This is a genomic window from Marinobacter panjinensis (assembly GCF_005298175.1).
In the GTDB taxonomy this organism is placed as follows: domain Bacteria; phylum Pseudomonadota; class Gammaproteobacteria; order Pseudomonadales; family Oleiphilaceae; genus Marinobacter; species Marinobacter panjinensis.
Genome location: NZ_SZYH01000001.1, coordinates 921,296 through 942,601 on the forward strand (window position 1 = coordinate 921,296; position 21,306 = coordinate 942,601).

22 protein-coding genes are annotated in these 21,306 nt (G+C 57.4%); 16 read left to right on the forward strand and 6 right to left on the reverse strand.

Annotated elements, in window-relative coordinates; genetic code table 11:
• Window positions 1–80: 80 nt before the first annotated feature.
• The 3 genes from aat to infA all read left to right on the forward strand — a co-directional run bounded on the left by aat (window position 81) and on the right by infA (window position 1,805).
• On the forward strand, window positions 81–794 hold the full coding sequence (gene aat / locus FDP08_RS04165) for a leucyl/phenylalanyl-tRNA--protein transferase (RefSeq protein ID WP_137434759.1): 714 nt from the start codon (window positions 81–83) through the stop codon (window positions 792–794).
• On the forward strand, window positions 795–1,508 hold the full coding sequence (locus tag FDP08_RS04170) for an arginyltransferase (protein ID WP_137434760.1): 714 nt from the start codon (window positions 795–797) through the stop codon (window positions 1,506–1,508).
• Between the two features lie 78 nt (window positions 1,509–1,586).
• On the forward strand, window positions 1,587–1,805 hold the full coding sequence (gene infA / locus FDP08_RS04175; RefSeq protein ID WP_114613076.1) for a translation initiation factor IF-1: 219 nt from the start codon (window positions 1,587–1,589) through the stop codon (window positions 1,803–1,805).
• 78 nt (window positions 1,806–1,883) lie between these two features.
• On the opposite strand, the gene clpA is transcribed toward infA, so the two are convergent.
• Both clpA and clpS read right to left on the reverse strand, forming a co-directional pair.
• A complete protein-coding gene (clpA, locus tag FDP08_RS04180) occupies window positions 1,884–4,154 on the reverse strand; it encodes an ATP-dependent Clp protease ATP-binding subunit ClpA (RefSeq protein WP_137434761.1) in 2,271 nt (756 codons plus the stop codon).
• 18 nt (window positions 4,155–4,172) lie between these two features.
• Entirely contained in the window at window positions 4,173–4,532 is a 360-nt protein-coding gene (gene clpS / locus FDP08_RS04185) for an ATP-dependent Clp protease adapter ClpS (protein WP_137434762.1), read from the reverse strand.
• A gap of 329 nt (window positions 4,533–4,861) precedes the next feature.
• On the opposite strand from clpS, the gene FDP08_RS20595 reads away from it, so the two are divergent.
• The 8 genes from FDP08_RS20595 (at window position 4,862) to FDP08_RS04225 (ending at window position 11,914) form a co-directional block, all read left to right on the forward strand.
• Entirely contained in the window at window positions 4,862–5,188 is a 327-nt protein-coding gene (locus FDP08_RS20595; RefSeq protein ID WP_137434763.1) for a cold shock domain-containing protein, read from the forward strand.
• Window positions 5,189–5,381: 193 nt separating this feature from the next.
• Window positions 5,382–6,023 carry a pseudouridine synthase gene (locus FDP08_RS04195; protein ID WP_137434764.1) on the forward strand — a complete coding sequence of 214 codons (642 nt, stop codon included), beginning with the start codon at window positions 5,382–5,384 and terminating at the stop codon, window positions 6,021–6,023.
• Window positions 6,020–6,469 (forward strand): NUDIX hydrolase, encoded by a 450-nt coding sequence (locus tag FDP08_RS04200; RefSeq protein WP_137434765.1) that lies wholly within the window; start codon window positions 6,020–6,022, stop codon window positions 6,467–6,469. Before FDP08_RS04195 ends, FDP08_RS04200 begins: the two co-directional genes overlap by 4 nt.
• A gap of 10 nt (window positions 6,470–6,479) precedes the next feature.
• Window positions 6,480–7,679, forward strand: a complete 1,200-nt coding sequence (gene mnmA / locus FDP08_RS04205; protein ID WP_427901837.1) for a tRNA 2-thiouridine(34) synthase MnmA — start codon at window positions 6,480–6,482, stop codon at window positions 7,677–7,679.
• On the forward strand, window positions 7,676–8,320 hold the full coding sequence (gene hflD, locus FDP08_RS04210) for a high frequency lysogenization protein HflD (protein ID WP_137434767.1): 645 nt from the start codon (window positions 7,676–7,678) through the stop codon (window positions 8,318–8,320). Before mnmA ends, hflD begins: the two co-directional genes overlap by 4 nt.
• A gap of 79 nt (window positions 8,321–8,399) precedes the next feature.
• On the forward strand, window positions 8,400–9,767 hold the full coding sequence (gene purB / locus FDP08_RS04215) for an adenylosuccinate lyase (RefSeq protein WP_137434768.1): 1,368 nt from the start codon (window positions 8,400–8,402) through the stop codon (window positions 9,765–9,767).
• A gap of 3 nt (window positions 9,768–9,770) precedes the next feature.
• The gene (locus tag FDP08_RS04220) at window positions 9,771–10,931 is read left to right on the forward strand and encodes a cupin domain-containing protein (protein WP_137437217.1); all 1,161 of its coding nucleotides are present in this window, start codon (window positions 9,771–9,773) and stop codon (window positions 10,929–10,931) included.
• A gap of 17 nt (window positions 10,932–10,948) precedes the next feature.
• Complete coding sequence (locus tag FDP08_RS04225) at window positions 10,949–11,914, forward strand: GNAT family N-acetyltransferase (protein WP_137434769.1); 966 nt, start codon at window positions 10,949–10,951, stop codon at window positions 11,912–11,914.
• Here the strand turns inward: FDP08_RS04225 and FDP08_RS04230 are convergent.
• On the reverse strand, window positions 11,903–12,913 hold the full coding sequence (locus FDP08_RS04230) for a LysR family transcriptional regulator (RefSeq protein WP_137434770.1): 1,011 nt from the start codon (window positions 12,911–12,913) through the stop codon (window positions 11,903–11,905). The two genes, FDP08_RS04225 and FDP08_RS04230, sit on opposite strands and share 12 nt — an antisense overlap.
• Before the next feature lie 261 nt (window positions 12,914–13,174).
• On the opposite strand from FDP08_RS04230, the gene FDP08_RS04235 reads away from it, so the two are divergent.
• Complete coding sequence (locus FDP08_RS04235; protein ID WP_137434771.1) at window positions 13,175–13,945, forward strand: hypothetical protein; 771 nt, start codon at window positions 13,175–13,177, stop codon at window positions 13,943–13,945.
• A 126-nt stretch (window positions 13,946–14,071) separates the two neighbouring features.
• Window positions 14,072–16,342, forward strand: a complete 2,271-nt coding sequence (locus FDP08_RS04240) for a hybrid sensor histidine kinase/response regulator (protein ID WP_137437218.1) — start codon at window positions 14,072–14,074, stop codon at window positions 16,340–16,342.
• Here the strand turns inward: FDP08_RS04240 and FDP08_RS04245 are convergent.
• Both FDP08_RS04245 and FDP08_RS04250 read right to left on the reverse strand, forming a co-directional pair.
• A complete protein-coding gene (locus FDP08_RS04245) occupies window positions 16,302–16,772 on the reverse strand; it encodes a MarR family winged helix-turn-helix transcriptional regulator (protein WP_137434772.1) in 471 nt (156 codons plus the stop codon). The two genes, FDP08_RS04240 and FDP08_RS04245, sit on opposite strands and share 41 nt — an antisense overlap.
• Before the next feature lie 3 nt (window positions 16,773–16,775).
• Window positions 16,776–17,261, reverse strand: coding sequence for a glutathione peroxidase (locus FDP08_RS04250; protein WP_137434773.1), 486 nt, complete (start codon window positions 17,259–17,261; stop codon window positions 16,776–16,778).
• A gap of 215 nt (window positions 17,262–17,476) precedes the next feature.
• Here FDP08_RS04250 and FDP08_RS04255 point away from each other — a divergent pair, with 215 nt between their 5' ends.
• The 3 genes from FDP08_RS04255 (at window position 17,477) to htpX (ending at window position 20,143) form a co-directional block, all read left to right on the forward strand.
• On the forward strand, window positions 17,477–18,691 hold the full coding sequence (locus tag FDP08_RS04255) for a pyridoxal phosphate-dependent aminotransferase (RefSeq protein WP_137434774.1): 1,215 nt from the start codon (window positions 17,477–17,479) through the stop codon (window positions 18,689–18,691).
• A gap of 11 nt (window positions 18,692–18,702) precedes the next feature.
• Window positions 18,703–19,164: a hypothetical protein gene (locus tag FDP08_RS04260; RefSeq protein WP_137434775.1), complete on the forward strand. Its 462-nt coding sequence runs from the start codon at window positions 18,703–18,705 to the stop codon at window positions 19,162–19,164.
• 97 nt (window positions 19,165–19,261) lie between these two features.
• Window positions 19,262–20,143: a protease HtpX gene (htpX, locus tag FDP08_RS04265; RefSeq protein ID WP_137434776.1), complete on the forward strand. Its 882-nt coding sequence runs from the start codon at window positions 19,262–19,264 to the stop codon at window positions 20,141–20,143.
• On the opposite strand, the gene pdxB is transcribed toward htpX, so the two are convergent.
• The gene (gene pdxB, locus FDP08_RS04270; protein ID WP_137434777.1) at window positions 20,144–21,298 is read right to left on the reverse strand and encodes a 4-phosphoerythronate dehydrogenase PdxB; all 1,155 of its coding nucleotides are present in this window, start codon (window positions 21,296–21,298) and stop codon (window positions 20,144–20,146) included.
• Window positions 21,299–21,306: the final 8 nt, after the last annotated feature.

The following is a 21,306-nucleotide window of genomic DNA, read 5'->3' on the forward strand; positions in this document are numbered from 1 at the left end:
GGGACGTGCTTGAGCGTGTTCCGGAAGGTTGGTGACCCCGGCCGACACCACCAACACGCAAATCCGAACTCTGGACCCAGATGACCTCACTACCCTGGCTAGACCAAGACCACCTCTGGTTCCCCCCCGCCGAACAGGCCCTCGACGACCCCGACGGATTGCTGGCCATCGGCGGCGACCTGTCCACCGAACGCCTCAAGCTGGCCTACCGCAGCGGCATCTTCCCCTGGTTCAGCGACGACCAGCCCATACTCTGGTGGTCCCCAGACCCCCGCTGCGTCCTCTTCCCGGAGGAAATCCACATCTCCAGAAGCCTGCGACGAACGCTCAACAGCGGCCACTTCACCATCACCGCAGACCAGGCCTTCCCCCGGATTATCCGCCTTTGCGCCAACACCCGCGCCGAAGGCACCTGGATCACCCGGGACATGATCGACAGCTACAGCCAGTTGCATAAACAGGGCGTGGCACACTCCATCGAAGCCTGGAACCCGCGGGGAGAACTGGTGGGCGGCATGTACGGGCTGGCCATTGGCCGCTGCTTTTTTGGCGAGTCCATGTTCTCGCTGGAAACCAACGCCTCAAAAGTGCTGATGGTCCACCTGGCCAACCAGCTCAGGGTGTGGGGCTACCGCATCATGGACTGCCAGGTGGAAAGCGGCCACCTGATCAGAATGGGCGCCCGCTGTATTCCACGTAGCGAATTTTTATCTATACTCAGGACATGCGTCGACACTAGTCCGGAACACGACCACTGGGACTTCCAGTGGCGGTGGCCCGGCCCGGAGGTGTGAATGAGCAATCTCAGGACTCTGGTATTTTTTGCCACGCCGGCCCATGACTGCAGCTACCTGCCGGATCGTGAAGCAACCACCATGTTCGTCGACCCGAGGGCGCAAGTTGATAAGCGGTTATACAGCCAGTTGACCGCCTTGGGGTTTCGCCGCAGCGGCTCCCATTATTACCGCCCTCATTGTGAACACTGTAATGCCTGTGTTCCGGTCAGGTTGAAAGTGGATCAGTTCCAGCCGGACCGCGGCCAGCGCAGAGTAATGAAGAAAAATGCCGACCTTGACTGTAGAATGGTCCGGGCAACCTTCTCCGAGCGATACTACAGCCTGTATGCCCACTATATTGAACAACGCCACGCGGACGGAGACATGTACCCGCCGTCCCGGGAGCAGTTCCTGTCCTTCCTGGTGGAAGGGGCTACCGACTCCTGGTTTATTGAAATCATGGATGATGGAAAGCTGGTCGGTCTGGCAGCCGTAGATATGCTCGATGAGGGCCTATCGGCCATTTACACCGTGTTTGACCCCGCCTACGAACACCGCAGCCTGGGTACCTTTGCAGTACTCTGGCAGGTAGAAGAGGCGAAACGGTTGGGGCTTCCCCACCTGTATCTGGGTTACTGGATTGAAGAGTGTCGGAAAATGAACTACAAGACCCGTTTCCAGCCCATCGAAGCCCTGCGAGACGGTCAGTGGCACACGATGGACGTTAACTGATTTTGCCAAATGGCGATAAATCAGGCAGAATTGCGCAATTTACAATCACAGCAAGCCAATTTACGAGGTTTTTACTGAATGGCAAAGTCAGATGCTATTGAAATGGAAGGCGTTATTGTTGACACCCTTCCGAACACCATGTTCCGCGTTGAACTAGAAAACGGCCATGTTGTTACCGCTCACATCTCCGGCAAGATGCGCAAGAACTATATCCGCATCCTGACAGGCGACAAGGTGAAGGTGGAACTGACACCTTACGATCTGAGCAAGGGACGCATCGTTTACCGCGCCCGCTAATAGCCTTATGACAAATAAACAGCCCCGGTGCTACCACCGGGGCTTTTTTGTCGCATAGCCTGTTCCGCTTCGGCCTTCTCAGACCGCCTCGGCCGGCTCGTCCTCATACTCGAAATGCAGTTCATCGTCCTTGAGATGAATATGCACGTCACCGCCACGTTCTGACAGGCGACCAAACAGAATCTGTTCAGCCAAAGGCCGCTTGATCTTATCCTGGATCAGGCGTGCCATTGGGCGTGCACCCATGGTCACATCGTAGCCCTTCTCTGCCAGCCACACCTTCGCAGCATCATCCACATGAAGCACAACGTGCTTCTCGTCCAGCTGGGCCTGCAGTTCGGTGAGGAACTTGTCCACCACGTGGGTGATGGTGGCCGGCTGGAGATCGCCGAACTGGATTATGCCATCCAGACGGTTGCGGAACTCCGGTGTGAAGGTTTTGGTAATGATTTCCATACCGTCACTGCTGTGGTCCTGCTCACTGAAGCCAATGGAACGGCGGGCCATACTCTCGGCACCGGCGTTAGTGGTCATCACCAGGATCACATGGCGGAAATCCGCCTTGCGGCCGTTGTTATCCGTCAGCGTGCCGTGGTCCATTACCTGCAACAGCAGGTTGAAGACTTCCGGATGGGCCTTTTCAATCTCATCCAGCAGTAGCACACAGTGGGGATGCTTGCTCACGGATTCCGTCAGCAGGCCGCCCTGGTCGTACCCTACATAGCCCGGAGGTGCACCAATCAGCCTCGAGACAGTATGGCGCTCCATGTACTCCGACATGTCGAACCGCACCAGCTCGATGCCCAGCACCTTGGCGAGCTGCTTGGTCACTTCCGTTTTGCCCACACCCGTAGGGCCGGCAAAGAGGAAGGCACCTTCCGGCTTTTCCGGTGCCTTCAGGCCGGCGCGAGCCAGCTTGATGGCTGTGGACAGTGACTCAATGGCCGGGTCCTGACCGAAGACCACCATCTTGAGGTCCCGCTCCAGGTTGCGGAGCAGATCCTTGTCGCTGGTGGACACGTTCTTCGGCGGAATGCGGGCGATGTTAGCCACCACATCCTCGATTTCCGACACGTCGAGGGTTTTCTTGCGCTTGGCGATCGGGAGCAGGCGCTGATGCGCGCCGGCTTCATCGATCACATCAATAGCCTTGTCCGGCAGATGACGATCGGTGATGTAACGTTCCGACAGTTCTGCCGCCACGCGAAGCGCCTGGTCTGTGTATTTCAGGTCATGGTGCTTCTCGAAGTGGGGCTTCAACCCCTTGAGGATCTGGTAAGTATCCTCAACACTGGGCTCGTTCACATCGATTTTCTGGAAGCGACGGGCCAGTGCGCTGTCTTTTTCGAAGATGCCACGGAATTCCTGGAATGTGGTGGAGCCGATGCAGCGGATTTCCCCCGAGCTCAACATGGGCTTTAGCAGATTGGAGGCATCCATGACACCGCCAGAAGCTGACCCGGCACCGATGATGGTGTGGATTTCGTCAATAAACAGGATCGCGTGCTTCTCTTTCTTGAGCTCCGCAAGCAAGCCCTTGAGACGCTTCTCGAAATCGCCCCGGTACTTGGTTCCTGCCAGTAATGCACCCAGATCCAGCGAGTAGACCACGCCATCCGAGATGATATCCGGCACCTGGCCATCCACAATCCGCTTGGCCAGACCTTCGGCAATCGCAGTCTTGCCCACGCCGGCTTCGCCCACCAGCAGCGGGTTATTCTTGCGACGGCGAACCAGGATCTGCACTACCCGCTCAACTTCATGTTCACGGCCGATCAGCGGATCAATGCGACCCTGGCGTGCCTGCTCGTTGAGATTGGTTGCATAGCTTTCAAGCGGGCGCGAAGCACCGCCTTCCTCTCCGGCTTCCTCGTGAGAAGCCTGGTCATGACCTTCCTGATCCTCGGCACCCTGAACGCGGGAGATGCCATGAGAAACAAAATTCACCACGTCAATGCGGGCAATGCTCTGTTTCTTGAGCACATAGACCGCCTGGCTTTCCTGTTCACTGAAGATAGCTACCAGCACGTTGGCGCCGGTCACCTCTTTCTTGCCAGAGGATTGCACGTGAAAGACAGCGCGTTGAAGCACGCGCTGGAATCCGAGCGTGGGTTGTGTTTCCCGCTCGCTGTCGTTGCTGGGGATCAGTGGTGTGGTTGAATCCACAAACTCTACGAGTTCTTCCTGAAGCCGGGCCAGATCTGCACCACACGCTTTCAGGACGCCCACTGCCGAATCGTTATCGAGCAAGGCCAGCAAAAGATGCTCCACCGTCATGAATTCATGACGCTTGTCACGGGCACTTTTAAAAGCCGTATTCAGTGTAATTTCAAGATCTTTGCTCAGCATGGGCCACCCCAAGGTCTATCAGTCCGCACGTTCAATCTCGCAAAGGAGCGGATGCTCGCATTCCGAAGAATACTGGTTCACCTGTGCCGCCTTTGTTTCCGCGATGTCCCGGGTATATACCCCGCATACGGCTTTTCCCTGCGTATGGACGAGCAGCATCACCTGCGTCGCCTTTTCTTCATTCATTCCGAAGAATGTCATCAACACATCCACAACGAAATCCATGGGTGTGTAATCGTCGTTCAGAAGCAGCACCCTGAAGCGTGCCGGACGCTTGAGAGCAGGCTTCTCGGGAGCAACGCTGACGTCGTCCTGACGCCCGGGCTGTTCGTCCTCTCCCTGATTTAATACTAGTAGAGAATTCTGGATAGTCCGCATGATTCTTTACCGGAAATCGGTGCCTCTTCCTAAAGATGGTTGTCTGCCGCCCGGTTTTCAAGGTGCTTGCGAGAACCTGGCGTGCGCTGGTTATCAATAATCTCATGATACAGGCTCAGACCCCGGTTCAACCATACATTCCCGCTATAACTGCTATTGACTCCAGGCGGATATTGGTCAACAGTACGTTAACAATGTAAAATATTGTAAATTGGCGTAAGGGCTCTGTTACACAAGCCTGTGACAACCCGGTATCCGTACAAGGCAAAATGCTCGGTAAAAATATCAATAACAAAGACACTGACAGTGAAAGAACAGGGGAGTTCATCATGCCAAGAGGCAAAGTAAAGTGGTTCAACAATGCCAAGGGTTATGGCTTCATAATCGAAGAGGGCTGCAGTGACGATCTGTTTGCTCACTTCTCTTCAGTGCAAATGGAAGGTTACAAAACCTTAAAGGCCGGCCAGCCCGTTACCTTTGAGAAAAAACCCAGTGACAAAGGGATCCACGCGGTCAATATTGTCCCTGAAGAGCAGCCGGAAAAGCAGGGTTCGTCGGAAAGCACTTCCGAAAAGAAGCCCGGCAGTGACAGTAACGATGCCCGGCAGGACCAGGGCAGCGACTATCAGGATCAGCCTCGCGCCGCAAACGGCTGACTGTAATCCCCGTACTGTCGGCTGACAGCACGTACTGCCCTGCCGCCGAACTACACCGCAACTGCGCAAGCAGTTTGCGGCCTTGTCTTCGTATGTATCTGAATCAGAGTCGACTTGCGCTCACCCCCTCTGATTCAGGGCCATTTCTGGCATACTACCCACTTCCATTCTGATGCGAAGGTCCCACGCGGCAATGGCGATGCTGATCCTGTTTAACAAGCCTTTCCGGGTTATGTGCCAGTTTACCGACGAAAAAGGCGGTACCGACGGCAACCGCCGCGCCACCCTTGCAGACTGGATCAACATCCCTGGTGTCTACCCTGCCGGCCGTCTGGACTTCGAATCCGAGGGCCTTTTACTGTTGACGGACAACGGTCAGCTGCAGCATCGCATCGCGTCTCCACGGCAAAAAATGCCAAAAACCTACTGGGTTCAGGTGGAGGGCGACATATCCGACGATGCACTGCAGCAACTGCGTAAAGGGGTTGAGCTGAAGGATTGCAAAACCCGCCCGGCAGAGGTGACACCCATGGAACCACCGAACCTCTGGCCGCGGAACCCGCCGGTCAGGTACCGGGAATCGGTTCCGACCAGCTGGATACAAATGACCATTACCGAGGGCAGGAACCGTCAGGTTCGACGCATGACCGCCGCCGTAGGCTTCCCTACCCTGCGACTGGTTCGCTATGGTATTGGTGACTGGTCCCTGGAAGGGCTCGCGCCTGGAGAATCCAGGGCCGTAACAGTTCACGCGCCGGCAACCCGTTCGCAGAAAACCGAACGAAAGCCAAAAAAATCCCGTAAACCGTCCGCACGGAGAAGCCCTCGCCCATGACCTGGACGCCCCACGCCACCGTTGCTGTTATTGTTGAAGATGCTCAGGGCCGGTTCCTGCTGGTGGAAGAGGTCAGTCATGGCCAGGTTGTTTTCAACCAGCCAGCAGGGCATGTGGAGGAAGGCGAAAGAATCATTGATGCCCTGCTCCGGGAAACCCTCGAAGAGACCGGCTGGCAGGTGGAACCTGAATATTTCCTCGGCGTTTACACCTACAAAGCGCCGGCAAACGGCGTTACCTACTACCGTTTCTGTTTCTCGGCCAGGGCCCTGGCGAGGGTCAGCCGGGAACTGGATGATGGCATTATTGCCGCTCACTGGCTGACTCCGGAGGAAATCCGTCAGCAGTCCGACAAGCTCCGCAGCCCGCTGGTGATGCAGTGCATAGACGATTACCGAAACGGACGCCGCTTTCCCCTGGAAGTCATTGTCGAACCGCAGACGTAACCTGGCTTAAATGCTAGAATCCGCCCCTTTGAACCCGACAGACCCAGACATGACTAAAGCACCTGAAAATACCCGAGTGATCGTCGGCATGTCCGGCGGCGTGGACTCTTCCGTGGCAGCCTGGCTCCTGAAAGATCAGGGCTACCAGGTGGAAGGCCTGTTCATGAAAAACTGGGATGAGGACGACGGCACCGAATACTGTACTGCCATGACCGACCTGGCTGACGCCCGGGCGGTGGCGGACACCATTGGCATCACCCTGCATACCGCCAGCTTTGCGGCGGAATACTGGGACCGGGTGTTTGAGCACTTCCTCTCTGAATACAGGGCCGGCCGGACCCCGAACCCGGATATCCTGTGCAACAAGGAAGTGAAGTTTCGCGCCTTCCTAGACTATGCCGTCACCCTGGGAGCCGACTATATTGCCACCGGCCACTATACCCGCCAGCGCCCGCTGAACGATGGCAGTGGCAAGGCCGAACTGCTCAAGGGGCTGGATCCCAACAAGGACCAGAGTTACTTCCTGCACGCAGTCTCCGGCGATCGTATCGCCCGCACCCTGTTCCCGGTGGGCGAACTGGAGAAGCCGGAGGTTCGTCGCATTGCCGCCGAACAGGGTTTCATTACCCATGACAAGAAGGATTCCACCGGTATCTGTTTTATCGGCGAGCGCAAGTTCCGGGATTTCCTGAAGCAGTACATCCCTGCCCAGCCGGGCAACATTGAAACGCCCGATGGTCAGGTCATTGGCCGCCATCAGGGCCTGATGTATCACACCATCGGCCAGCGGCAGGGGCTGGGCATTGGCGGCCTCAGTGAGTTCGGCGACGAGCCCTGGTACGTGGCGGAGAAAGACCTGTCCCGCAACGTGCTGATTGCCGTTCAGGGTAAACACCATCCCCTGCTGTTCTCCCGCGGCCTGATCAGTGGCCCGGTGGACTGGATTGCCGGTGAACCGCCGGCGGCGGAATTCCGTTGCAAAGCCAAGACCCGTTACCGACAGCCGGATCAGGACTGCGTGGTCACCGCCCTCGACAACGGATTCAGGGTGGTGTTTGACGACGCCCAACGGGCCGTCACGCCCGGCCAGTCGGTGGTCTTTTACCATGGCGAGGTCTGCCTTGGTGGTGGGGTTATCGAGCAAACCTGGCGGGACAGCGAACAGGAGCCGGCAGCGGCAAACAACAAGTCAGAGGGAGCCGGCGCATGAGCCGATCGATACACGACCAGACCCTTGCCCTGGCAGGGGTTTTTCAGGCCTCGGCGCTGGTGCAGCAAGTGGCCCATTCCGGCCAGTGCGCGGAATCCAGCTTTGAAACCTGCATGCGTTCCCTGTTCGCCACACAACCCGAGACCACCCTGGATGTGTATGGTGGCGAACTGAAAGACCTGCGGGAAGGCCTGTCCACGCTGTCCAGTGTTCTCAGCCAGCAAAGCAAGCAGCAGGATATCGAAGTGTTGCGCTACGCCCTGAACCTGATCAACCTGTCATCCAAACTGCGTCGTAACAACGATATGCTGGATGTGATCGGTAGCCGCATCGACCAGGCCCGACACACTGCCAGCCATTTCGGATACAGCCACGGCAACCTGGTTGCCAACCTGGCGTCCATCTATGCGGATACCATCAGCACCTTCCGCCAGCGCATACAGGTAACCGGAGAACCCACCATTCTCCAGCGTGAGGAAAATGCCGCCAAAGTGCGCGCCCTGCTGCTTGCCGGCATACGTTCCGCAATACTCTGGCACCAGACCGGTGGACGCCGCTGGCAGCTGATTTTCAACCGCCGCAAGGTCATCATGACCGCCCGGGAACTGGCCGAGAAGGCGAACCGCTCGGTTTACGACTGAATCCCGACCGTCGCTGGTGTATCATATGCGCCCCCTGTTTTTCTTTTTTCCGATTCTTTGATGACTTGAGAGGTTTTCGATGGAACTCAACGCCCTGACCGCCATTTCCCCGGTGGATGGACGCTATGGCAGTAAAGTCAGCGTTTTCCGTGACATTTTCAGCGAATATGGCCTGATCAGGAACCGCGTGACCGTCGAACTCCGTTGGCTGCAAAAGCTCGCCGCCCATCCCGGGATTACCGAAGTCCCTGCCTTTTCTGCCGAAGCCAACCAGTACCTTGATGACATGGTTTCCGGCTTCAGCCTCGCCGATGCGGAGCGGATCAAGGGCATCGAACGCACCACCAATCACGACGTCAAGGCGGTGGAATACTTCATCAAGGAAAAGATCGCGGAAGTTCCCGAACTGCACGCTGTCACCGAATTTGTGCATTTCGCCTGCACCTCCGAAGATATCAATAACCTTTCCCACGCCCTGATGTTGCGAGAGGGGCTGGACCATGGCCTGCTTCCGGCCATGGACCGGGTGGTAGATCGGCTGGCCGAACTGGCCCACGAACACGCCGAACAGCCCATGCTGTCCCGCACCCATGGCCAGACCGCGTCGCCGTCGACCGTAGGCAAGGAACTGGCCAATGTGGTGTATCGCCTGCGCCGCCAGATAAAACAGATCCGTGGTGTGGAGCTGATGGGCAAGATCAACGGTGCCGTGGGTAACTACAACGCCCACCTGTCGGCCTACCCGGCCATCGACTGGGCCGCCAACGCAAAGGATTTCATTGAAGGCCTGGGTCTGGACTGGAACCCCTACACCACCCAGATCGAGCCCCACGACTACATCGCCGAGCTCTATGATGCCATTGCCCGCTTCAACACCATCCTGATTGATCTGGACCGTGATATCTGGGGCTACATTTCCCTGGGCTATTTCAAGCAGAAGACAGTAGAAGGCGAAGTAGGCTCGTCCACCATGCCCCACAAGGTCAACCCCATCGATTTCGAGAACTCCGAGGGTAACCTGGGCATCGCCAATGCCCTGTTCAGCCACCTGTCCGCCAAGCTGCCGATTTCCCGCTGGCAGCGTGACCTGACCGACTCCACGGTTCTGCGCAACCTCGGCGTCGGTTTCGCTCACAGCCTGATCGCCTATGAGGCGACACTGAAAGGCCTGAGCAAGCTGGAAATCAACCCGGCGCGGCTGAACGAAGACCTTGACCACGCCTGGGAAGTACTGGCGGAGCCCATTCAGACCGTCATGCGCCGCTATAACATCGAGAAGCCTTACGAAAAACTCAAGGCGCTGACCCGCGGCAAGGCCATGACTCCGGATGTTATCAAGGCCTTCGTGGAGTCGCTGGACATTCCCGACTCCGCCAAGGCAGAACTGATGGAACTGACACCGGGCAGCTACATCGGCAATGCCACTCAACAGGCGCGGGATATCTGAATGATGACATTGCCCGGCGGAATGCCCGCGGACGAATTCCTGAGAAACTACTGGCAAAAGAAGCCACTGGTGATCCGCCAGGCGTTTCCGGGCTTTGAGTGCCCGGTATCGGCGGATGAACTGGCCGGGCTGGCCTGCGAGGAAGCCGTCGAATCCCGCATTGTCATCGAGAGCGACCACGGCAAGCCCTGGCAGTTGCACAATGGCCCCTTTGAGCCAGAGCGCTTCAGCAAGCTGCCTGAAAGCCACTGGACATTGCTGGTACAGGGCCTTGACCACTGGGTTCCGGACATATCGGACCTGCTGGACGAATTCCGCTTCGTACCCAACTGGCGGCTGGACGACATCATGGCCAGCTACGCACCCAAAGGCGGCAGCGTGGGCCCCCACTATGATCAGTACGATGTGTTCCTGCTGCAGGCCCAGGGCCATCGGCGCTGGACCTTCGGCGGCCACTGCGATCACACCTCACCCCGGGTGGACGGTACACCGTTGCGGATTCTCAGTAGCTGGGATGGCGAGGAAACCGTGACCCTGGCGCCAGGCGACATGCTCTACCTGCCACCGGGCATTGGCCATCACGGCGTGGCCGAGGATGACTGTATTACCCTGTCCGTTGGCTTTCGTGCGCCCACCATTGACGATGTGCTCACGGGCTTCACGGACTTCCTGTGCAGTCAGTCGGATGCCTCAGAACATCTGAATGACCCCGACCTGCAGGTGCAGAATAATCCCGGCGCCATCGCTCCGGCAGTGATCGACCGCCTTGATCACGTGATTCGCGAAAAGCTTACCAACAAGCGCCAGTTAGCGCTGTGGTTTGGTCAGTACTCCACACTTCCCAAGAGCCTGGATATTGTAGTTCCGGCGGAAGAACCCGTGACACCTGAACTGCTCGGTGAACTTATAGCAGCCGGCAACCCGTTGCGCTGGAACGAAGGCTCCCGCTTCGCCTACCATGAAGGTGGGGGCGAAACGGCCCTGTTCGTGGATGGCGAACAGTTCCTGCTCCGTGGCGATGCCCGGCCTCTGGCACCCCTGCTATGCGCCAGCGCCAGACCGGATATGTCGGAACTGGCCGCATTTGTTGCCGGCGACGACACCGTCGCGGGGCTTCTGAGCAACCTCGTTAACCAGGGTTCGCTGTATTTCGAGCAAGAGTAAGGGCGAGAGAGAACAGCATGAACGTAAGGATTCGCAAATACAGCTGGCAATTGGCGCCGGCCGACATACGGACCATACGTCAGGCCGTCTTTGTGGAAGAACAACGGGTTCCACCGGAACTGGAATGGGACGATACCGACGAGATTGCTGACCATTACCTGGTGGTATTGCCCGATAACACTCCCGTGGGGGTCGGCCGGCTGTTCTCTACCCTCGAGGAAACCGCCCATATCGGGCGCATGGCTATTCTACCCGGCCATCGCGGCAAGGGCATTGGCGAAACCCTGTTACGCCATCTGGTGTCTGAAGCAGCGAGCCAGTTCAGCGAATTGCAGCTTTCTGCACAGGAACACGCCATTCCTTTCTACCAGCGCTCCGGCTTTCACGTCTGCTCGGACTTCTACGACGACGCCGGCATTCCCCATGTGGATATGCGCTGCCTGGCGCCACAGCTGGTGAGCGGTGCTTTCGACACCCGTCAGACCCCCATGCTATTGGGAGAGGATCACGACGCCTGGCTGTTCGACAGCGAGAGCACCATGACCGGGCTGATGGATTCCGTTATCGGCCAGGCCCGCCAGCGAATCTGGCTGTATGACCGCCTGCTCGACCATGATCTCTATGATCGCCTGCGTTTCCGGGAGCTGATCTCCACCCTCGCCCGCCGCCACCGGCTCAGTGAGGTGCGCCTGCTGATTCACGATGATAAGCCGCTGGTGAAACACCGACACCAGATTGTGGAACTGATGCGCCGGCTGCCCAGCCGCATCGAACTGAGACTGGTCAATGAGGACTATCCGGTGGAAGACCGCCCTTTTCTGCTGGCTGACCGTGAGGGCGTGGTTTTCCGCCACGATTTCTACAGGCCCGAAGGCTTCGCCAACTTTGCCGACAGTGGCCGTGTGAGGCTGCTGGCAGAATCTTTCCAGCGCATGTGGGATGCTGGCAAACGTTCGCTGGAGTTGCGAGAACTACCGCTCTGAGTGGTGAATGCCGGGAACCTCGGCAGATTCAAACTGCGCCCCGAACGGGGCAAACTCGGCATCCACTTCTTCAGCCACTTCGGCAATCAGCTTGCGCAGCCATTGGTGGTCCTTGTTGTGCTGCAACAGCGGGCTCCAGGCCATTTTCAACTCGAAAGGCGGAATGTCGAACGGCGGCACCTTGACCACCAGATTGGGATTGTCTTTCTGCAGCCAGGCGGCGCGGGACGGCAAGGTGGCAATCAGATCGTGCTGTTCTGCCAGTAGCATCGCCACCTGGTAATGCCGGGTGAAGACTGAAATCTGGCGTTTCCGGCCCATCAACGACAGTGCCTCATCCACCCAACCCAGACGCTGGACATCCTTCGGGTTCACCCCTACACCGACTCCGAAACCAGTCTTGCTGACCCATATATGGCTGGCGTCCAGATAGGTGTCCAGGGTGAACGGTTGTTTCAGAATAGGGTTGCGCGCATTCATCAGGCAGGCGAAATATTCGGTCCACAGGGTTTTCTGGTGAAATGACTGGGGGATCTTGTCAAAGCGGTTGATGGCCATATCCAACCGCCCCTGTTCCACATCCAGAAAGCTGACGTCACTGGGAGTGAGAACATCCAGGGTGACATGGGGTGCTTCCTGGCGAATACGCCGCAGCACCCGCGGCATCAGGCAGGATTCGGCGTAATCACTGGCCATGATGCGGAATACCCGCTGGCTTTCCATGGCGGCAAATGCGGTTTTCTCATGAACGGCCTGTTCGATATCCGAGAGAATGCCCCGCACCAGTGGCTGCAGCTCAGTCGCACGCTCCGTTGCGGTCATGCCCTCACTGGTCCGGACCAGCAACGGATCACCAAACAGGTCCCGCAGCCGTCGCAGACCATTGCTCATGGCCGGCTGGGTGATGCCCAGATGGTTTGCTGCCTTGGTTACATTCCGCTCTCTCAGAAGCACATCCAGATAGACCAGCAAATTCAGATCAACCCGTGAAATATCCATACCCTGGCACCTGTTTATTGACCAGCACTGCCTGTCACGGGGACACTGTCACCTGGATACAGTGGCGGTTTTATTCATAGAAATAATACATTGCAGCGTATCAATTCACCGGAATGATATAAAGCCAAAATCTTTCACATTTCAAAACGGAATCGTTTCCGGTTTTCTGCTAGTCTTCCGGATACTTGCTGGATTTCTCCGGTTTATTTGAGTCACCGGAGCCCCCAGTGGCCGTCCATAAGCCGGAGCTTTTGCCATAGAATGGATACCACAATGATTGTGCTGCTACTGGCAGCTGTCGTTATCATTTCGATTGTTATTATTGTGGCCAGCCAGATGCGGGAACGGGCCCGTATTGAGCGTGCACGAAAGATCACCGCCCTCGAAGACAGTTACAATCGCGCCAACCGCCTGCTTTCCGAGATTCCGGGCCAATACCTCACCACCGATCTCAAACTGCTGTTGATCAGGCGCATGGAGGAAACCTGCAAGGACCTCAAGGCGCTGAAGTCCGACCAGCCCGTCAGTGAATGGCTCAGTGCTGCCCAGCAACTGAAAAAGGCGGTAATGGACAACGAAGACCGGCGCCCTCCCGTCAAGATCGATTCGCCCGAAAAGTCCAGCTATGTCAAAGAGCTGCTGCAGAACCTGTTCAAAATGATTGAAGGCATGCACAAGGCCGGAAAGATCGACAGCGCCACCGCCAAGAAGAACCTGAAGTTCGTGTTGTTCCTGGTACACAAGACCCACGCCGACCTGCACGTATTTCAGGCCCGCGATTATGTGAAGCAGAACCAGATTCGCAAGGCAATTCACGCCTATCATCTGGCCAGCACTGAAATGGGCAAGTCCAGGGACAACCCCATGGCCATGAAAGCGGTCAAGAGTTTCCGCACCCGCATCAAGGAACTGGAAGCCATGAAAGATGATGGGGCACCGGGCAGCGCTGAGGGGCAATCGCGCCTGGACCGCGAATGGGATACCTTCCTGCACGATGAGGAATGGCGCAAAAAGGCCGATTACGACGATTAGCCACGGGGCAGTGGCTCATCCACATTATCTGAAACGCTGACAAACAGGGACTGTAGATTCGCTGTGACAACTCCATTCAAAAAACGGCTTTCCTACCGCCTCACCCGGGACACCGTTTTGATAGCAATGGTGTTGGGTCTCATACTCAACGTTGTTCAGGTCACCCTTGATTATTTCAGTGCCCGGGATTCCATGGAGCAGGAAATCCGCGCGCTGATCGAAATAAGCCACAGCCCGGCCTCCCAGATTGCCTATAACATCGACATCCGGCTGGCAGAGGAGTTGCTGGATGGCCTGCTCCGTCACCCTGCCACCATTGACGCCCGGATCATCGATAACAACGATCAGACCATGGCCGCTGCCAGCCAGAGCAGTCCGGATTCCCGCTACCGCTGGATCAGTGATCTGCTGTTCGGCGACAGCCGTGTTTTCAGTCAGGAACTGATGGTGCCTCAACTGAGCGATCTCTCCCTTGGGTACCTGACCGTCACCATTGACACCTATCATTATGGCCTGATGTTCCTGCAGAGGGCTGGCTACACCCTGGCCAGCGGATTGCTCAAAAGTCTGGTGCTGACAGCTGCTCTGCTCGCCATTTTCTATTTCGTTCTGACCCGCCCCATGCTCAATGTGATAGGCGCCCTGAGCCGCGTGCGCGCTGAATCTCCGGAAAAAGTCCGGCTGCCGGTGCCCCACAATCACCGCGAAGACGAAATCGGTCAGATGGTGGGCATCATCAATCTGCACCTAGAGACCATGGACGCCAGTCTTGAGCAGTTGCGAACTGCAGAAAGCGCCATAAAGAATTACTCCACGCAGCTGGAACAGGAGGTGGAGGACCGCACCCGGGAGATCTCTGAAAAGAACGAAGCCCTCCAGCGAGGCAATCGCGCGCTGGTACGAGCCAAGGAAGATGCAGTCCGCCGGGCCCGCTCCCGGGCCAATTTCCTGGCCAGTATGAGCCACGAAATCCGGACGCCACTCAATGGGGTTCTGGGGATGCTTGGCCTGGCGCTGGAAGGTGACCTGGAACCGGCTCAGCGCAACCGCCTGGAGATCGCACTCAACGCCGGGCAAAGCCTGCTTGGACTGCTGAACGATATCCTCGACATTTCCAAGGTCGAGGCCGGCAAGCTCAGCCTTGAGAACATTCCTTTCAGTATCCGCAATCTGATCGAGGAATGCGCAACACTTCATTCTCAACAGGCCCGTCGCAAGAACATCGATGTGGTGACCGATATTGAGTGCGATCTGCCTGAAACTTTTCTCGGTGACCCGACCCGCACCCGGCAGGTTCTCAATAACCTGTTAAGTAACGCCATAAAGTTTACCGATCAGGGCAGCGTTCGAATTCGTGCAACCCGCTTCAACGGTAATCTCCGGATTGATGTGATTGATACCGGTATCGGCATGTCCAAGGAAGGGTTGCACCGGATCTTTTCACCCTTTTCCCAGGCTGACGCCGACACCACCAGACTGTATGGCGGGACCGGGCTGGGTCTGACCCTGTGCCGGCAGTTGGTGGAACGCATGCATGGCCAGATTCTGGTGGATTCCGAAGAGCGCCGGGGTACACACTTTACCGTGAACCTGCCCCTGCCGGTTCACGACGAGGGTGGATCCGGGATAACGCCGGTAGACATACCGACCATTGTCAGAACCTCAGGTGTGGATATGGCCATACCCCATGAACATCCGCACCGACTGCCCATCGAAAGCCAGCTGAGAGCCTGGAGCATTCCCGTGCGTGATGCAGCCCGCAACGGCGGCGGTATCCTGATGGTAGCGGCAGACAGAGAAAACAGTTCAGGCCAGCAGATGGCGGCCCAATGGTCAGGTGCCGGCGTTATTCTGGTGGACAGAAACGGCACCGCGGCGGCTGACGGCAATCAACAGATCCTGTCCATGCCCCTGAGGCGGGATCAGCTGTTCCGTACACTTTGCGCCGCAGCCGGACTGAAGCCCGTAAAGAAAGACCATGAAAAGGATGAAGGGAAAGGAGCAGGCGCCAGAAGATCGCTGAACCTGTTGCTGGTTGAGGACAACCAGGTCAACCAGGTGGTTGCCAGCAGCATGCTGCGAAAACTGGGCCACAAGGTCACTCTGGCGGAAAATGGCAAGCGTGCGCTGGAGGCACTGAAATCAGGGAAGTTCGATGTTGTGCTGATGGACTGCCAGATGCCGGTGATGGATGGCTACGAGGCCACCCGCGAGATACGGGAGAATCCGGCCTGGCGGGACTTGCCGGTCATTGCCGTGACCGCCAATGTCATGCAAGGAGACCGGGACGATTGCCTGGAATGCGGGATGAACGATTACATCACCAAACCCTACAACAGAGCCGACCTTAAATCGGTTATCGATCGCTGGGCTCCCCCTGAGCCTCAAGAAGGCTGAGCACCGAACGCAGCTCCTCTCGGAGTGCCACGATGCGCGCCTGGTCTATCCCGGTACCACACAGCAGCCGGCCTGGAATATCCCTGGCCCGCTGGCGCATGGCAATGCCTTTCTCGGTAGGCGCTACGGTAACCACCCGCTCATCGGCGGTGTCTCGCAGACGGGTCACCAGATCCCGCTCAGCCAGGCGCTTGAGCAACGGCGTCAGGGTGCCGGAATCAAGGCGTAACCGCTTTCCCAGATCTGACACTCTGACGGTTGTTCCTTCCTGGCCGGCCTCCCACAATACCAACATGACAAGGTATTGGGGATAGGTCAGATTGAGCTCGGCCAGCAATGGGCGATAGCGGGCAGTAACAGCCCGGTTGGCGGCATAAAGCGCAAAACAGAGCTGGTTGTCCAGGGCCAGCATATCGTCTTCAGATGCCATGACTTACAGCAACTTCTCAATGTCGTTACGAATGGCGGATGGCTTCGTCGTTGGCGGGTACCGACCCACAACCTCGCCCTCACGGTTAACGAGAAACTTGGTAAAGTTCCATTTCACCGCTTCTGATCCCAACAGACCCTTGGCGTTGTGCTTGAGGTACTCGAACAGGGGGTGAGCGTTCGGCCCATTGACCTCAATCTTGGCAAACATGGGAAAATCCACGCCATAATTCACAGAGCAGAACTCGCTGATGGCCTTGTCGTCTGCCGGGTCCTGATTCCGGAACTGGTTGCAGGGAAAACCCAGCACCTCAAGCCCCTTTTCTTTCAGGTCCGCATACAGGGATTGCAGCCCTTCGAACTGAGGGGTGAAACCGCACTTGCTGGCCGTATTCACGATCAGCAGTACCTTGCCGCGGAACTCGTCAAGGGAATGCTCTTCTCCACGAATGTCTGTCGCGGTGAAGTCGTAGACGCTTTGGCTGCTCATGATTCTGCTCCTTTAAATTTGCCCCTATTATATTGTGCACAACTGGATTTACAACCGAATCCCGATCGATAACTCGTTCAGTTCATGGAAACTGTGAGCTTTGGGCGTTAAATCTCCGCTTCTGTGCCACAATTCATCACAATTGGCCTGTTGTCGCCGGCCTTTGCTCCGCTAGAATACAGGCTTGTGTCTTTTACTGAGGAATTACCGGGCTTATGCAGAACTATCTCAAATCCGCCAAGCTGGATAACGTGTGTTACGAGATACGTGGCGTGGTTCTGCGCGAGGCCCGTCGTCTCGAAGAGGAGGGCCATCGGGTTCTGAAACTGAATATCGGCAACCCTGCGGCTTTTGAGCTGGATGTTCCCGAGGAAATTCAGCAGGACGTGATCTACAACATGCACCTGGCCCAGGGTTATGTGGAATCCAAGGGCCTGTTCTCTGCCCGCAAGGCGGTGATGCACTACTGCCAGCAACGGGGCATCGACAAGGTGGATATCGACGATATCTTCCTCGGCAATGGCGTCAGCGAGATGATCGTGATGTCCATGCAGGCCATGCTCAACACCGGCGACGAGGTACTGATCCCGGCCCCCGACTACCCCCTGTGGACCGCCGCCGTGACCCTGTCCAGTGGCAAGCCGGTGCACTACCGTTGCGACGAGCAACAGGACTGGTTCCCGGACATCGACGATATCCGCAAGAAAATCACCCGTCGAACCCGTGCCATCGTGCTGATCAACCCCAACAACCCGACCGGTGCCGTTTATTCCCGCGAATTGCTGGAACAGGTGGTGGAACTGGCCCGACAGCACAACCTGATCGTGCTGTCGGACGAAATCTACGACAAGATCCTCTACGATGGTACCGAGCATATTCCTACCGCGTCACTGGCGGACGACGTGCTGTTTTTTACCTATAACGGGCTGTCCAAGAATTACCGCGCTGCCGGCTATCGCTCCGGCTGGATGATTATCAGTGGCGCCAAGCACCGCGCACGGGACCTGATCGAGGGCATCGAAATGCTCTCCAACATGCGCCTGTGTGCCAATGTACCGGCCCAGCTTGCCATCCAGACTGCCCTGGGGGGCTACCAGTCTATTGACGATCTGGTAGCACCGGGCGGCCGCCTGTTCGAGCAGCGGGAGACGGCCTGGAACCTGCTCAATGATATCCCCGGGGTCAGTTGCGTGAAGCCCAAGGGCGCACTCTATCTGTTCCCCAGGCTGGATCCGAAGCGCTTCCCCATCGTCAATGACGAAAAGCTGGTGCTGGACCTGCTGCTGCAGGAGCGCATCCTGCTGGTCCAGGGCTCGGCCTTCAATATCGACGACAAACAGCATTTGCGCGTGGTGTTCCTGCCCCGGGAGGACACGCTGGAGGACGCCATGAAGCGTCTGGCACACTTCCTGTCTTCTTATCAGCTGTAACAGAGGGCTTTATGGCGGACATTCATATTGAAGAGTTCTACAAGGACGCCGCAATCGCCCTGGTTCAACTCTACAACGCCTTCCCCCGCCGGGTGAACCTGTTCGTGGAAGACATTGCCGGCCCCGACGAGCCGGATGAATTCGGGCTGCACAGCAAGCGGCATATGGCGTGTTTCGGCACCCTGCTGTGGCTGGCTGAAGAAAATCTGCTGCGTTTCGTGGACACCATCCGCCAGGAAGCCCTGGATCAGGCCGTGCTCACCCAGGAGGCGTTCGTTCGCCTGAGCTCACCAGCCAGCCCGGATCTGCAGGAGGAAGCCGCTGCCGAAAGCAGTCGGGACCTGCCACCGGCGATCCGTGAGGACTTCTCCACCCACATTCACATGCTCCGCACCGCCCTTCGAAGTGGCAGCTCCGCCAAAATCAGCCGCGTGATGCAGGCTACGTTCTTTCGTGACAAGGCCGATCATTAAATCGGTGTAAGCCTGTTGAACATGGCGACACAAGCCACATATAAGCTTGCAGGTACAAGCCGCTGTCTGCGGCTGACGATTCAACAGGGAATTCAAGATGCGTATTCTGCTTTTTCTTGCTACCAACCTGGCAGTCATCCTGGTTGCCAGCTTCACCCTGAGACTGCTGGGCGTCGACAGCTACCTCGCCCAGAACGGGATCCAGTACGGCTCGCTGTTGGCCTTCGCGGCCGTTTTTGGCTTTGCCGGCGCCATAGTCTCGCTGCTGATTTCCAAGCCCATGGCCAAATGGAGCACCAAGGCCAAAGTGATCGAATCACCCAGAACCCCGGCTGAACGCTGGCTGGTGGATACCGTGCGGGATCTGGCCAAGAATGCCGGCATCGGCATGCCCGAGGTGGCCATCTTCCCCGCATCCCAGTCCAACGCCTTTGCGACGGGGTGGAACAAGAACAACTCTCTGGTGGCGGTCAGTGAGGGCCTGCTGCACCGCTTCAACAAGGACGAGATCCGTGCGGTGCTGGGCCATGAAATCGGCCACGTTGCCAACGGGGACATGGTCACGCTCGCCCTGATTCAGGGCGTGGTCAACACCTTCGTGATTTTCGCATCCCGGGTGATCGGGTCTTTTGTGGACCGTGTGGTGTTCAAGAACGAGAGCGGCCACGGTATTGGCTTTTTCGTGGTGAGTATTGCAGCAGAGATCGTGCTGGGCATCCTTGCCAGTACCATCGTGTTCTGGTTCTCCCGCCGCCGGGAATACCGGGCCGACATTGCGGGCGCCCAACTGGCAGGCCGTGGCGCCATGATCAATGCCCTGGCCCGGCTAAAACAGGAGAGCGAAGTGCCCGACCAGATGCCCGAAAGCCTGCAGGCGTTTGGCATCAACCGGGGTGCACGGGCGGGACTCAGCGCCCTGTTCATGACCCACCCGCCCCTTGAGAGACGAATTGAGGCACTGCAAACAGCGCAGCTGTAACTAGAGCTTCAGCTTGAAGCCAAGGGCCCGGAAAGTATCCTGCATGGACTTGCTGGTGCCCTTGAGCTGAATCTTGACACTGGAAAACTCCCGCCGCACCGGATAATCCCGGCGCAGCCGGTCAAACGCAGGCCCCCGCTCCTCGGCAGGAAGTGACATGGCCAGACGCATCCGGGCATCATCCTGACGGGGATCGTAGCAGGATCGTATGGCGATATTCGCCGAACTCATTTCCTGCGCCGCACTGGTGAACGATAGCTTGGCCAATGCCGGTTCCGGTAAAAACTGTCCCGCCTTCTTGCGGGCAGGCAGGCCCATGTAACGGCTCAGGGCCTGGTAAACCATTTCACTGCCCTGCACCTTGCCCTCCAGGCTATAACCCGCAATATGGGGCGTGGCAAGCCAGACCTTCTCCAACAGCTCGGCGTGTATGCGCGGCTCCTGTTCCCATACATCTAGCACGACCGTGGGGGCATTGGGCTCATCCAGGCGCGCCAGCAAGGCAGAGGTATCGATGACCTCTCCACGGCTGGTATTGATCAGCAGCTGGTGTTCTTTCAAGGCAGACAATCGATCCTGTCCGAACAGGTGCAGCGTGGCGTGGTCTCCCTCCCGGATCAATGGTGTATGCAGCGTAACTACGTCGCAGGCCATCGCCTCTTCCAGGCTGACAAAAGCCTGACCGTCGTCGCCTTCCCGTTCGGCGCGTGGCGGGTCACAACACACAACATCGAAATCCAGCCGCTCCAGCTTGTGTGCCAGCTCTCCACCCACGTTACCGGCACCAATGATACCGACACTGAGCTTTGACCAGTCAGCCACACCGCGCCTTTCGGCATGCAGCGAGATGACCGACAGCACATACTCAACCACACTGTTGGCGTTGCAACCGGGTGCTGCTGAAAACGCAATGCCACTGGAGGCCAGCCATTGCTGATCAACGTGGTCTGTACCAATGGTACAGGTACCGACGAAGCGCACACGACTGCCTTCCAGTAACGCCTGATTGACCCGGGTAACCGAACGAACCAGCAGGATATCCGCGTTCTGCACGTCAGTTGCCGACATGGTGCGGCCGGACACGCGGTGTATCTCGCCGATGTCGCCGAAGAAGGAATCCAGCAAGGGTATGTTTTCGTCCGCTACTATCCGCATGATGTTAC

Excerpts from the sequence above, each read along its gene's own strand:
- FDP08_RS04225 (WP_137434769.1), top strand. The coding sequence starts at position 10,949 with ATGAACGTAAGGATTCGCAAATACAGCTGGCAATTGGCGCCGGCCGAC.
- FDP08_RS04230 (WP_137434770.1), bottom strand. The coding sequence starts at position 12,913 with ATGGATATTTCACGGGTTGATCTGAATTTGCTGGTCTATCTGGATGTG.
- mnmA (WP_427901837.1), top strand. The coding sequence starts at position 6,480 with ATGCTAGAATCCGCCCCTTTGAACCCGACAGACCCAGACATGACTAAA.
- FDP08_RS04245 (WP_137434772.1), bottom strand. The coding sequence starts at position 16,772 with ATGGCATCTGAAGACGATATGCTGGCCCTGGACAACCAGCTCTGTTTT.
- FDP08_RS20595 (WP_137434763.1), top strand. The coding sequence starts at position 4,862 with ATGCCAAGAGGCAAAGTAAAGTGGTTCAACAATGCCAAGGGTTATGGC.
- FDP08_RS04170 (WP_137434760.1), top strand. The coding sequence starts at position 795 with ATGAGCAATCTCAGGACTCTGGTATTTTTTGCCACGCCGGCCCATGAC.
- pdxB (WP_137434777.1), bottom strand. The coding sequence starts at position 21,298 with ATGCGGATAGTAGCGGACGAAAACATACCCTTGCTGGATTCCTTCTTC.
- FDP08_RS04235 (WP_137434771.1), top strand. The coding sequence starts at position 13,175 with ATGGATACCACAATGATTGTGCTGCTACTGGCAGCTGTCGTTATCATT.
- clpA (WP_137434761.1), bottom strand. The coding sequence starts at position 4,154 with ATGCTGAGCAAAGATCTTGAAATTACACTGAATACGGCTTTTAAAAGT.
- clpS (WP_137434762.1), bottom strand. The coding sequence starts at position 4,532 with ATGCGGACTATCCAGAATTCTCTACTAGTATTAAATCAGGGAGAGGAC.
- htpX (WP_137434776.1), top strand. The coding sequence starts at position 19,262 with ATGCGTATTCTGCTTTTTCTTGCTACCAACCTGGCAGTCATCCTGGTT.
- FDP08_RS04240 (WP_137437218.1), top strand. The coding sequence starts at position 14,072 with ATGGTGTTGGGTCTCATACTCAACGTTGTTCAGGTCACCCTTGATTAT.
- FDP08_RS04260 (WP_137434775.1), top strand. The coding sequence starts at position 18,703 with ATGGCGGACATTCATATTGAAGAGTTCTACAAGGACGCCGCAATCGCC.
- FDP08_RS04200 (WP_137434765.1), top strand. The coding sequence starts at position 6,020 with ATGACCTGGACGCCCCACGCCACCGTTGCTGTTATTGTTGAAGATGCT.
- FDP08_RS04220 (WP_137437217.1), top strand. The coding sequence starts at position 9,771 with ATGACATTGCCCGGCGGAATGCCCGCGGACGAATTCCTGAGAAACTAC.
- FDP08_RS04195 (WP_137434764.1), top strand. The coding sequence starts at position 5,382 with ATGGCGATGCTGATCCTGTTTAACAAGCCTTTCCGGGTTATGTGCCAG.
- FDP08_RS04255 (WP_137434774.1), top strand. The coding sequence starts at position 17,477 with ATGCAGAACTATCTCAAATCCGCCAAGCTGGATAACGTGTGTTACGAG.
- aat (WP_137434759.1), top strand. The coding sequence starts at position 81 with ATGACCTCACTACCCTGGCTAGACCAAGACCACCTCTGGTTCCCCCCC.
- purB (WP_137434768.1), top strand. The coding sequence starts at position 8,400 with ATGGAACTCAACGCCCTGACCGCCATTTCCCCGGTGGATGGACGCTAT.
- infA (WP_114613076.1), top strand. The coding sequence starts at position 1,587 with ATGGCAAAGTCAGATGCTATTGAAATGGAAGGCGTTATTGTTGACACC.
- FDP08_RS04250 (WP_137434773.1), bottom strand. The coding sequence starts at position 17,261 with ATGAGCAGCCAAAGCGTCTACGACTTCACCGCGACAGACATTCGTGGA.
- hflD (WP_137434767.1), top strand. The coding sequence starts at position 7,676 with ATGAGCCGATCGATACACGACCAGACCCTTGCCCTGGCAGGGGTTTTT.